This is a genomic window from Streptococcus intermedius SK54 = ATCC 27335 (assembly GCF_000413475.1).
Classification (GTDB): Bacteria; Bacillota; Bacilli; order Lactobacillales; family Streptococcaceae; genus Streptococcus; species Streptococcus intermedius.
This window is the reverse complement of record NZ_ATFK01000003.1, coordinates 77,263-89,238: the sequence shown is the minus strand read 5'-3', so window position 1 is coordinate 89,238 and position 11,976 is coordinate 77,263. Positions and strand designations below refer to the sequence as shown.

Annotated in this window: 12 protein-coding genes; 4 read left to right on the top strand and 8 right to left on the bottom strand. The window is 38.2% G+C overall.

Features of this window, described 5'->3' with window-relative positions; genetic code table 11:
• Window positions 1–139 precede the first annotated feature (139 nt).
• The 4 genes from HMPREF1654_RS04585 to HMPREF1654_RS04570 form a co-directional block, all read right to left on the bottom strand.
• A complete protein-coding gene (locus tag HMPREF1654_RS04585) occupies window positions 140–1,072 on the bottom strand; it encodes a 1-phosphofructokinase family hexose kinase (protein ID WP_003076936.1) in 933 nt (310 codons plus the stop codon).
• A gap of 75 nt (window positions 1,073–1,147) precedes the next feature.
• Window positions 1,148–2,623 (bottom strand): PTS galactitol transporter subunit IIC, encoded by a 1,476-nt coding sequence (locus HMPREF1654_RS04580; RefSeq protein WP_003072056.1) that lies wholly within the window; start codon window positions 2,621–2,623, stop codon window positions 1,148–1,150.
• Window positions 2,624–2,753: 130 nt separating this feature from the next.
• Window positions 2,754–3,059: a PTS sugar transporter subunit IIB gene (locus tag HMPREF1654_RS04575; protein WP_003072052.1), complete on the bottom strand. Its 306-nt coding sequence runs from the start codon at window positions 3,057–3,059 to the stop codon at window positions 2,754–2,756.
• Window positions 3,060–3,081: 22 nt separating this feature from the next.
• Window positions 3,082–3,561 carry a PTS sugar transporter subunit IIA gene (locus tag HMPREF1654_RS04570; RefSeq protein WP_003076613.1) on the bottom strand — a complete coding sequence of 160 codons (480 nt, stop codon included), beginning with the start codon at window positions 3,559–3,561 and terminating at the stop codon, window positions 3,082–3,084.
• A 167-nt stretch (window positions 3,562–3,728) separates the two neighbouring features.
• Between HMPREF1654_RS04570 and lacA the strand changes: the two genes are divergently transcribed.
• On the top strand, window positions 3,729–4,160 hold the full coding sequence (lacA, locus tag HMPREF1654_RS04565; protein ID WP_003076692.1) for a galactose-6-phosphate isomerase subunit LacA: 432 nt from the start codon (window positions 3,729–3,731) through the stop codon (window positions 4,158–4,160).
• Window positions 4,161–4,179: 19 nt separating this feature from the next.
• A complete protein-coding gene (lacB, locus tag HMPREF1654_RS04560; protein WP_003072044.1) occupies window positions 4,180–4,698 on the top strand; it encodes a galactose-6-phosphate isomerase subunit LacB in 519 nt (172 codons plus the stop codon).
• Between the two features lie 126 nt (window positions 4,699–4,824).
• Here lacB and HMPREF1654_RS04555 read toward each other — a convergent pair whose 3' ends face one another.
• Window positions 4,825–5,571, bottom strand: a complete 747-nt coding sequence (locus HMPREF1654_RS04555; RefSeq protein WP_003072041.1) for a DeoR/GlpR family DNA-binding transcription regulator — start codon at window positions 5,569–5,571, stop codon at window positions 4,825–4,827.
• 168 nt (window positions 5,572–5,739) lie between these two features.
• Here HMPREF1654_RS04555 and HMPREF1654_RS04550 point away from each other — a divergent pair, with 168 nt between their 5' ends.
• Window positions 5,740–6,687: a tagatose 1,6-diphosphate aldolase gene (locus HMPREF1654_RS04550; protein ID WP_003076750.1), complete on the top strand. Its 948-nt coding sequence runs from the start codon at window positions 5,740–5,742 to the stop codon at window positions 6,685–6,687.
• A gap of 280 nt (window positions 6,688–6,967) precedes the next feature.
• On the opposite strand, the gene cshA is transcribed toward HMPREF1654_RS04550, so the two are convergent.
• Window positions 6,968–8,512, bottom strand: a complete 1,545-nt coding sequence (gene cshA, locus HMPREF1654_RS04545; protein ID WP_003076676.1) for a degradosome RNA helicase CshA — start codon at window positions 8,510–8,512, stop codon at window positions 6,968–6,970.
• Window positions 8,513–8,805: 293 nt separating this feature from the next.
• On the opposite strand from cshA, the gene HMPREF1654_RS04540 reads away from it, so the two are divergent.
• Window positions 8,806–9,210, top strand: coding sequence for a hypothetical protein (locus tag HMPREF1654_RS04540; RefSeq protein ID WP_003076367.1), 405 nt, complete (start codon window positions 8,806–8,808; stop codon window positions 9,208–9,210).
• An 18-nt stretch (window positions 9,211–9,228) separates the two neighbouring features.
• On the opposite strand, the gene HMPREF1654_RS04535 is transcribed toward HMPREF1654_RS04540, so the two are convergent.
• Window positions 9,229–10,137, bottom strand: coding sequence for a magnesium transporter CorA family protein (locus tag HMPREF1654_RS04535; protein WP_003077002.1), 909 nt, complete (start codon window positions 10,135–10,137; stop codon window positions 9,229–9,231).
• Between the two features lie 178 nt (window positions 10,138–10,315).
• The gene (locus tag HMPREF1654_RS04530) at window positions 10,316–11,860 is read right to left on the bottom strand and encodes a peptide chain release factor 3 (protein WP_003076775.1); all 1,545 of its coding nucleotides are present in this window, start codon (window positions 11,858–11,860) and stop codon (window positions 10,316–10,318) included.
• Window positions 11,861–11,976 lie beyond the last annotated feature (116 nt).

Genomic DNA, 11,976 nt, shown 5'->3' with positions numbered 1-11,976 from the left:
ATTGAATTGTTAACCAGTTGTAACACCAAAATGCTCTTTTGCTTACTCTACTCTAAATGAATCCTCCTATATTTAAGATTTCTATAAAGATGGAATGCTATCATTTAGAAAATTTCATAAAACAAGCAAATTATCAATGTTATAAAGATCTCAATTGAATCTCTTGTATAATATGTTTTACATCCTCCTTATCTACTTTTGGAATCCATTGCAGACAGTTCGCTGTTGCGTAAGCACAGGCACGAATGACTGCTTCTCTATCAATGAATCCTTTGTTGTCTAAAGAATGGCAAAGGCTGCCGAGAAAGAAATCACCCGAAGCAATAGGATTTTTGACTTGAATTTTTGGAAAAGTCAGTTGAAACAGATCATCTTGCAAACGAGCAATAACCCCTTTACTACCCATTGTGACGATAAAATAGGGAATTTCTGCATACTCTTTCAAAATGTTTGCCACTTGCTCTACTGTATCAGTTGGTTTTCCAGTCAGATCTGTCAATTCCTCGTCGTTAATTTTTACAACTTTAGGACGAGCTAAGAAAGCTGCTTGTAAAGCTGTGCCGCTAGTATCAACTACTAAATTTACATTTTGAGGTAAAAGACGACTAATTTGTGCGATATAATCATCTGGCATACCTTTCATTAAAGAACCTGAAAAGACAACATTGTCACCAGGTTTGATAGATTTTAAAAGATTCGCTGTAAATGTATCCAGCAGTTTTTCATCTAAATCAAAACCTTTTTCATAAACTAGATAAGTCTTTCCAGTTTCAGTATCAATCGTAATCGTGCAAGTACGGGTATTTTTCACTACTCTGGTCACGACAAGCGGAATGGAGTTTTCTTTATTTAACTGCTCAATGTATTCCCCCATTTTGCCACCCAGCATCGTATGAATACAAAAATTTCCTTGCTCTTTGTCTTTCTCACAGTTCAAAACATAAGCAACATTGAAACTCTTTCCACCAGCATTTTCATGTACTGCGTCCGGACGATTGACTAGATCTTCTTTCAAATCATGTAGTAAAATAGTCCGATCCAAAGCAGGATTGGGGCAAACTAAATGAATCATTCTTTTCCTTTCTTTTTTCAAGCAAAAGCCAGACTATTTCAAAAGGAATAGCCTAGCTTATTTTATTCTATTATTCTATTTTGCATTTGCAGCATATTCTTCATTTCGTTTAATCATTTGTTTTCTATACCAAGCAAAGATACCGATATAAAATGCTAGAAAGGCAATAACACCAAAGATAGCCTTTATATCACCAGTAGTCGCATTCCCGATTGTCCAACCAAATAATTTTTCAATTGGTCCTTCAAGAGTAGAGTGAGTAATTAATTGTGTACTTGCTACACCTTTAGGAAATGCATCTACGCCTTTCGCTAAATCAGTAACAAATGGTGCAATCAGTGTTCCTGAAAGAAGGAATAATGGGAGCAACAACGTTCCAAATACAATCATGCGGATCAGCTTACCACGTGTTACAACAAGAAGCGCTGGCGTAACACCCATAGCAATGATTCCTGCAAGTGGCAAGATACCATTTCCCACTTTAGAAAGAAGAACTGCTTCAATCAACATAATTGGTGCTAAAACGTTAGCACATGCCCAAATTTCTGCTCGACCTGCGATAAATGGCCAATCCAATCCAATATTAAATTTACGTCCTTGAAGACGTTTTGTCGCAACATTTGTAATCCCTTGCGACAGAGGTTCTACTGCTGCGATGAACCAAGAACCAATAAGAGAGAATAATTCCAAGCAGACACCAGCAGTTAATCCAAGAGACAACCAACCTTTGATAACGAGTGACCATTTTGCTGCTTCGGCAACACTAGATACTGGATGTGGTGTTCCCATAATCCCAATAACAATTCCAAGAATAAATCCAATAAAGAATTTAGAACCCCAGAAACCAATTTTCTTATTCAGCTTGGCAGCGTCAAAGTCATACTTATCCAGCCAAGGGAAAAATTTATCAAAAATCTTATCCAAAACCATAATGACTGGATTCATCATGTAGTTCATGTGAGTAGATGTCATTGGAGACGAACTTGGTGCATTGAGCAAGTCATCAAATGTTGGCTTCATTAAGTCCGAGTTAATAATTTTCATTACTCCAACGAGTACAACGGCAAGCGTTGCGACAAAGAGAGAAACACCTTGACTAACACCATTATTGTCCGCATACCATTTGATCAATAGACCTGTGATTGATAGATGCCAAATATCAAAAATATCAACATCTAAGGTATCTGTCTTTTTTGTAATCAACATCACAACATTGACGATGAGCATAACGAGCAGGAAATAAAGCGTCCAAGCAGAACCCCATGTAATCGTAGCTAATGGTGCCCAACCAACGTCTGTAATATTAAGTTGAATACCGGTGTTTTCAACGAATTTTGCAAGCGAAGCTGAGAATGCACCATTCAGCATACCGATAATAGCGCCGATACCAGTAAGAGCTATGGCAAGTTTAATACCGCCTTCCAAAGCTTTGGAAAACTTCACTCCAAAACATAAAGCAAGTACTGTTAAAACTATCAACATGATGATTGGTGCGCCCATATCTAAAATGGGTTTAAAGAAGCGATTCGCTAAGTCAATAATGACATTCATAAAAAATCCTCCCGATTTTATTTTTTTGAATGATAGTGAACGAAAAGAGAAATGACAAAATACTAAAGTCAATAAATATCCATCTTACCTACCATTTCAACTTCTCATTATGAATTTTCTAATGGATTATTTAACTAAGTCCCTGTTCCTTAATAGCTGCTTCAATATTGTCATATACCGGCGCACTCATTGCTGGAATACGGAATAAAATTGGTCCAGCTTCAACAACCGGAATCCCCGGTTCAAATCCTAAATCGGTTGCTGCTATTGGTGTGAAAATATCGTACCCCTTTATCAAATCTTCATTAACATCTTTTACCATGACAGCATCGCACTGAACATCATAACCACGATTTGAAAGTTCTTCTTCCAGTGCATTTTTGATTTGATGGCTTGAGTTTACTCCTGCTCCGCAGGCTGCTAAAATTTTAATCATTGTAAAATCCTCCATTTTATTTTTAATGATTTATTGTTTCCGAAATATAATGAAATAGTTTATCTGCATCGTCCATCTTAGATAAGGCCTCTAGGTTTCCGGCAGCAGTAAAAAAGTCCATCAATTGAGCCAAAATATTCGTTTGGCTAGCATTAGAATTATTGATAATGAAGAACAACAGCGATACTTGCACTTCATTTGATGGAACAATCATATTATGAAAGGTCACCGGTTGATCCAATCGAACCACTACCACTTTTTCTGCTAAATTATGGACAATATCTGTATGCGGAATCGCCACATTCGGCAAATCCTTTCCTAAAAAATTCATATCCAATCCAGTAGGAAATGCCCTTTCGCGTTCAATCAAGGCATTTTTATAAGAAAACGTTACAATGTGTCTCTCCTCAAGGAGATTAGCAACTTGATTAAAAAGGTCTTCTTGATTATCAGCATGTAGGCAAAAAACTAAATCTTTCTCAAAGAAATGATTAAGTTCCATCATATCCTCTCCTTCTGTTTATTTGTGTTGTTTTGTTTGTAAAACCATTATATAATTATTTGAAAGCGTTGTCAATGATTTATTATGCTTTATTTTGTTGTTTTTTGTTTGACAATGCTATTTTTAGATGTTATATTGTTGTTGTAAAAGAAAAAGGAGGTATAACAATGAAAGTTATATTAGCAGCGGACCGAGACGGCTTTGACTTAAAAAATAAAGTGAAAACTCATTTGCTTCAGATCGGTTATGATATTACAGATCTTAATGAAACAGAAGGAGCACTGGACTTTGTCGATTCTACAGTCTCTCTTGTGAAAGAATTACGAAAAGATGATACAGCTCGCGGCATTCTTTTTGATCGTTTTGCGATTGGCTCTTACATGGTCGCAAATAAACATAGAGGCATTATCTGCGCTGCTGTCTCAGATGAACATTCTGCCATGATGACTATTCGTCACAATTCAACACGAATTATCACTCTGGGGGCAGCTATCCTTGGAGAAGAGTTGGCAAATGCTTGCGCAGAGGCTTATTTAAAATCTGATTATGATGCTGGACGGCACCAAGTACGCATAGATATGCTTAATAAATTGTGTTAAAAAGTTGGAGGAAAAGATTATGAAAATTGCTCTCGGTTGTGATCATATCGTAACGGATACAAAAATGAAAATTTCTGAACACTTAAAAGACCTTGGACATGAAGTCATTGATGTTGGGACCTATGATTTTCATCGTACTCATTACCCAATCTTTGGTCGTTTAATTGCAGAAAATGTTGTTTCAGGAAAAGCTGATCTTGGAATCGCCCTTTGCGGCACTGGTGTGGGAATTTCTGCCTCTGCCGATAAAGTTCCAGGTACACGTGTTGCTCTTGTTGGTGACGTTCTAACTGCGCGTTATGCAAAAAAAGAACTGAATGCAAATATCATCGCCTTTGGAGGACGCATTCTTGGTCAAAACCTCATCCACAATATCGTTGATGTTTTTCTTGAAACAGAATACCAACCAACAGAATCCAATAGACAACTGATTGAAAAAATCAATAATATTATTGAAGTCAGCCCTGAAGTCGCCAAAAATGATCATATTTTTGACGAAGAAAATGCGAAGTGGGCTCGCGGCGAATATCATGATTAAATAAAAGTTAATACTCATAAAAACAGGCTCAATCTAACATAGATGAGACCTGTTTTTTATAGAAACTGTCAATCTTTCTTCAAAAAAATCACCTGCTTCTTCACGAACAGGTGATTAAAATATTAACTATAACACACGCGTATACGATTGATATTTTTCCTTGATTTTAGGTGATAGATGATCGTCTGTAATGACTGCATCCAAATCATCTAATTGGTAGAAACAATAGAAAGAATAACTATCAAATTTACTATTATCTGCCACAATATACTTTTCAATCGCATTATTCAAGATAATTGCATTGCCATTTCCTTCTTCTTCATTAGCAGTAGTAACATTATGTCCATCAATCCCATTGACACCAATAAACGCTTTAACAACTTTGATTTCCTTCAATAATTTATTAGCAAACTGCCCGACAAACGTTTGTGTCTTCACCCGATAGCGACCACCTATCAGAATAATATCACAATTAGGATTATCTTTCAATTTTTCAAAAATAGGGAGCGAATTTGTCACAATGCTCACGCTTTTATCAGCTAAATAATCTCCGATAAAATCCGTCGTTGTTCCTGAACCGATAAAAACTGTGTCACCAGAAGAAATTAAACTGGCACATTTTCGAGCTATAGCTTGTTTTTCTTCAATATTCAACATCGTTTTTTCAGTATGAGAAGCTTCGTTCAAGCCATTTTTGACTTTTTTATGAGCTCCTCCATGAACCCGAGTCAACAAGCCCTGCTTTTCTAAATCGATCAAATCTCGACGTATCGTCATATCGGTCACATCTAACAGTTCTTTTAACTTCTTAACAGAAACAACTCCTTGCTGATCCAGTTCTTGAAGAATAACTCTATGTCGTCCTTCTTTCATTTTGTCTCCTTTCTAATCATATAATTAGATTCCTCAAATATATTATACAACAAATTATTCATTTTGAAAAATTAAAAACAAGATTTTTTTCATTTTTGTCAGTTATTGTTTGACTTTGTTTTGTTTGTACTTTATAATGAAATCATATAAAATAAAAGGAGTCTGGGAATGACAACAAAACAAGAAAAATTAAACCGTTTATGTGATAAAAATGGAATTATTGGTGCTTTAGCCATTGACCAACGTGGAGCTTTACGCCGTATGCTTGGTGAAGATACTCCGGTTAAGCAACTGGAAGAGTTTAAAGTATTAGTATCGAAATATTTAACAAGGTATGCTTCTTCTATTTTACTTGATCCAGAATTAGGATGGGAAGCTGCAACCGCTCGATCCGAAAACGCTGGATTACTTGTCGCTTACGAAAAAACAGGTTATGATAAAACTGTAGCCGGTCGTTTCCCTGACCTTGTCGAAAATGTATCAGTTCAACGCCTCAAAGCCCAAGGTGCCGATGCTGTAAAAGTCTTACTCTATGTAGATATTGACGAAGGCAAGGAAGTCAATGATATTAAAGAGGCCTTTATTGAACGTATCGCTTCTGAGTGTAAAGCCGAAGATATGCCATTTTTCCTTGAGTTGGTTTCTTATGATGCCAAAGTAACAGATGAAAAAGAATATGCCAAACTCAAACCTCATAAAGTCATTGAAGCTATGAAACTATACTCACAAGAACGATTTGGTGTTGATGTCCTCAAAGTTGAAGTTCCTGTTAATATGAAATACGTTGAAGGTTTCGCTAAAGATGACATCTTATACAATAAAAAAGAAGCGGCAGCCTTCTACAAAGAACAAAGCGACGCCACTTCTCTTCCATTTATTTTCTTATCTGCTGGTGTTTCCGCTCAACTGTTTCAAGATACTTTACGTTTTGCTAAAGAAGCCGGGTCAACTTTCAACGGTGTCCTTTGTGGACGCGCTACTTGGGCTGATGCTACAAAAGCATATCAGGAAGGTGGCCAAGAAGCTACAATTAAATGGCTTGAAACAGTGGGCAAACAAAACATTATTGAATTAGATACCGTTCTTCAAGAAACTGCTACGCCAGTTACATTTTAATAACTTTATATCTTCTTATAAAAATATGAAGCTGAGCTCTGTTATCTCAGCTTCATATTTTTATATAGCTATAATTTCAAAATGCATTAGTTGATCGGATTCTAATACATTGATAAATCAACTTTGCAGATTTCAAGAGGTCAAGCTTCACTTCACTTGCCTTTATTTCCGACCTTCAATAATCCACAAGTTTTCCAAGGTCATATCGTGGAGGTGGGAAGATAGAATCAAGTTTCTACGAAACGATTGATTTCTGTCCCACCCCATCATTATGGCATCCTTATTTATCCCCTTTATTCCGAATCACAAAGCCAGTTTTCTTTTCGCTTGAAGTATTGCGAGGTTTTTTGTGATCTTTACGGTAGCGTTTTTCCTTGTCAAAATGCTCATTGCGAGCTCCTTTTTTGTAATTATCGCGTCTATTACCACGATCACGACGATTACCACCTTTATGATTCCGATTTCCCTTATTGGCACCAGAAACATATTTAAACGGCAGTGGTTTTTCGCGCGCAATTTCCACTTCTGGAAGAGTATCTGGGTCCTGTACTGTCAGACTCAAAATATATAAGGCTAATTCTTCCGGTGTAAATTTAGCCGCTAGCTTACGAGCATCCTTACCAAATTTCTCAAAATTGCTACGAATAGCTTCATCTGCAAAATCTCGTTCAATCTTTTTGAGTGCAACTTTTTTCTTAGCTTGAAAAGCCTCTTCTGCAGATGCTGGCTTCATACCTTTCATACGTTTTTTGGTTAAGCTTTCAATGATTTGAAGATAACCCATTTCATTTGGCGCTACAAATGTAATAGACTGACCAGATTTACCAGCACGACCTGTCCGTCCGATACGATGAACATAACTTTCGGGGTCTTGTGGAATATCGTAATTGTAAACATGGGTAACACCAGAAATATCTAATCCACGTGCAGCTACATCTGTCGCCACCAAGACATCCAGATTGCCGTTTTTAAAGTCTCGGAGGACGCGGAGGCGCTTGCCTTGGTCCAAATCACCATGGATACCCTCTGCTCGGAAACCACGGAGTTTAAACCCACGAGTCAGCTCATCCACCCGTCGCTTGGTCCGACCAAAGACGATAGATAGCTCAGGCTGTTCCACATCCATCAGGCGTGTCATGGTATCAAATTTTTCATTTTCCTTTACGCGAATATAATATTGATCCACCAGCTCAGTTGTCAATTCTTTAGCTGCAATCTTGACATGTGTTGGATCTTTCATAAACTTCACACCAATCCGCTTGATAGCATCTGGCATCGTCGCAGAAAAGAGCAAGGTTTGGCGTTCTTCTGGTACGCGTGAGATGATTGCTTCAATGTCTTCTAAGAAGCCCATATTGAGCATTTCGTCTGCTTCATCCAAAATAAGAATTTCTACATGATTGAGTTTCAACGCCTTGCGCTTAATGAGGTCTAATAAACGCCCTGGGGTTCCTACGACAATGTGGGCGCCTGATTTCAAGGCTTTAATTTGCTTTTCAATGCTAGAGCCACCATAAACTGATCGAACTTTCACTCCTTTACTACGGCCAAAGCGAAAGAGCTCTTCCTGACTTTGAACAGCTAACTCACGAGTTGGTGCAATAACTAACGCTTGGATAAAGGGATTTTCTGTGTTAATTTTTTCAAGAGTTGGAAAACCAAAAGCAGCTGTCTTTCCTGTACCAGTCTGCGCTTGTCCAATCACATCTTTTCCCTCCATAGCAAGCGGGATTGTTTGTTCTTGGATTGGGCTGGCTTCAACAAAGCCAGCTTTTTCAACCTCTGCTAACAATTCAGCAGACAAATGGAATTTATTAAATTTCAATGTTCTTCTTCTTTCTAAAAAGGCAGTGCGAAGCTACCTTATCAAACATATTTTGCTTTTCATTCAACGAATCTGACACAAGGGTTCCAATCGAAACGACTGCAGCTTAATTTTCTGTCAAAGATGAATGAGAAAGCTAACTAATTTACAACTTATCTAGTATAACATAAAGAAAGGTAAAAAGATAGGACTTGAGTGTAAAATATTTTATTAGAGATTCTCTCTGTAAAAAATGAAAACTTAAAAATCATTTTCAAAAACATTATAATCTACAAAGAAGAGAGGAGATAGGTATGAATAAATTTTTACGCGTGATTTTCATTTTACTTATCTTAGCTATGCTGAGTGCAGCTATTATCCAGATTTTCCAGCCCCAACTCTTAGGCGCTGAATCTATCTATGGTCTAGCGCCCTACTGGCAGAGAGAAATCGGCTTCTGGAATCTGGCTATTCTGCCGTTACTACTTGCCGCCAACATGAAGTATGATTGGTTCTATTTGCGTATGACCCTACTAGCTCTAATTCTGGGTGGACTGGGCTTTGGCACCAACCATCTGCTAGGCTATCTGGAAAAAGCCAATCAAGCTAATCTACTGGGCTGGATTGAAAATTATTTGCTGGTTTTCTGCTGGATGATTGGTTGGGGATTAGAATATCGAAAAAGACAAAAAAGCGATGAAGAGGCTTCCAAGAGTTAAGGAAGCCTTTTTAATTTATTACCGTTTATTGGCCAGCCACTTAAGAACCTTGGTCAGAAGTCCCCATATAACTAAACTAATGACAACAATATAAATCCAAGCATTCTTGTCATTGGATAACGGAAGTGGTACATTCATGCCAAAGAACCCAGTAATAACAGCAAGAACCGCTAAGAGAACAGAAATGATTGTTAAAACGGTTAAATTGTCATTCAGATTATTATTCAAAATATTGTTGTAAGAACCTGACAATTGACTGAGAACTTGAGAAATTAAGTCAGTCATTGCTACTAACTGGCGAGCTTCAATCATGACATCATCAAACTGCTCTTTTTCAACTTCATCTAAACGGCGATAAATTGCATGTCCTCTAATATGCTCTAATAACATGCGATTTTGCTTTGCAGCAGCGACCAGATAGACCATGGAAGTCTCTAAGTCTGCCAAAGCAAAGAGATTTTTTTTAGTGGTTGTTTGGTGCAAGAGATGATTGATGTTATCTTTTGTTTCGTCCATTTGTTCAATCACAGGATAATACGAATTACACACCAATTCTAAACTAGCAAATAGAAATTTGTAAACTGTAACTGGTTCATGGTGTTCAACATAATTTTTCATCATATCTACAACATAAGTATTTTCCTTATTGCTAATGGTAATGAGCCGATCCTGCTGTACCACAAAGGTCATAGGGACTGTTTCATAGTAATTTTTAGATCTTTTTAAATTGAGTACATTGAAAATAAAAACAACTGTTCCTGTCTCACGATTGTAGTCCATGTGGGCGCGTTCATTTTTATCCAGTGCATACTCAATTGTTTCTTCATCAATATTGTATTTTGTATAAGAACCTGGGTGTTGACTTAAAATATCTGCATCCAAATTTATCCAGGCCATTCCACTCTGTAATTTCTTTTCGATAAACACTACTTTCCCCTTTCACTATCAATGGAAAAGGACTGAGAGAAGAAAGCTCAATCCTTAGGAAAATTTAATATATACAATCAGTAAATCTTTATATCCTGTAGCAACTAACCTAGCGAGCCGATTTTATTATAACTATGATGTTGCTATACACGGTCTGTAATCAGATAGTTTTGGTACGTCACATCTTCTCTTCTAACTTGACATCCGGATACTTGTCTGCGAACCAGCGAAGAGCAAAATCATTTTCAAAGAGGAAGACAGGCTGGTCAAAGCGGTCCTTGGCTAAGATATTGCGACTCGAGGACATACGCTCATCAAGGTCATCTGGTGAAATCCAGCGAACTGTCTTTTTGCCCATGGGATTCATAACCACTTCGGCGTTGTATTCATTTTCCATGCGATGCTTGAAGACTTCAAACTGGAGCTGACCGACAGCTCCTAGCATATACTCGCCAGTTTGGTAATTGGTATAAAGCTGAATGGCTCCCTCTTGCACCAGCTGTTCAATCCCCTTATGGAAGGATTTTTGCTTCATGACATTCTTAGCTGCAACCTTCATGAAAATCTCTGGTGTAAAGGTTGGCAGAGGTTCAAATTCAAACTTGTTCTTGCCCACAGTTAGAGTATCTCCTACCTGATAAGTCCCAGTATCGTAAACTCCGATGATATCACCTGCCACAGCATTTGTGACATTTTCCCGACTTTCGGCCATAAACTGGGTGACATTAGACAGCTTGGCAGACTTTCCAGTGCGAGGCAGATTGACACTCATACCGCGCTCAAACTCACCAGAAACGATACGGACAAAGGCAATACGATCGCGGTGGCGCGGATCCATATTGGCCTGAATTTTAAAGACAAAACCTGAAAAGTCTGGGCTGAGTGGCTCGACTTCTTCACCGTCTGTCTTCTTATGGCCATGTGGTTCCGGAGCAAACTTAAGGAAAGTTTCTAAGAAAGTCTGCACGCCAAAGTTGGTCAAGGCTGAACCGAAGAAAACGGGTGTCAGCTTACCGTCTAAAATCGCTTCTTCTGAAAATTCATTTCCAGCTTCTTGTAAGAGTTCGATATCTTCCTTGACCTGATTATAGAAAGGATTGGAAGCAAAAAGTTGGTCGCCATCTTCCAAAGAAGCAAAACGCTCATCGCCTTTGTACAGTTCTAGACGTTCATTATAGAGATCATAGAGACCCTCAAAACTTTTTCCCATACCGATTGGCCAGTTCATCGGGTAGCTAGCAATGCCTAGAATTTCTTCCAGTTCTTCCAGTAGATCTAAAGGTTCGCGGCCATCTCGATCCAGCTTGTTCATAAAGGTGAAGACTGGGATATTGCGATGTTTGACAACCTCAAATAACTTCTTAGTCTGGGCCTCAATACCTTTAGCCGAGTCAATGACCATGACCGCTGCATCGACCGCCATCAGAGTTCGATAAGTATCTTCTGAGAAATCCTCATGCCCTGGCGTATCCAGAATATTGACCCGTTTGCCATCGTAATCAAACTGCATGACAGAGGACGTCACAGAAATTCCCCGCTGCTTCTCAATATCCATCCAGTCGGACTTGGCAAAGTTTCCGGTCTTTTTCCCCTTGACTGTCCCAGCCTCACGAATCTCGCCTCCAAAGTAGAGCAGCTGCTCCGTAATGGTCGTCTTCCCTGCGTCCGGGTGGGAAATAATAGCAAAAGTCCGTCGCTTCTTAATTTCTTCTTGTAAAGTCATCTTTTTCTCTTTCTTTCATTTTAGAATAATCGTGAATGTTAGCATCTACTTTTTATCTTTACATCGGAATCCTTGATCCTTTCAACTTATCCATTATAGCGGATTTAGCGCTTTTT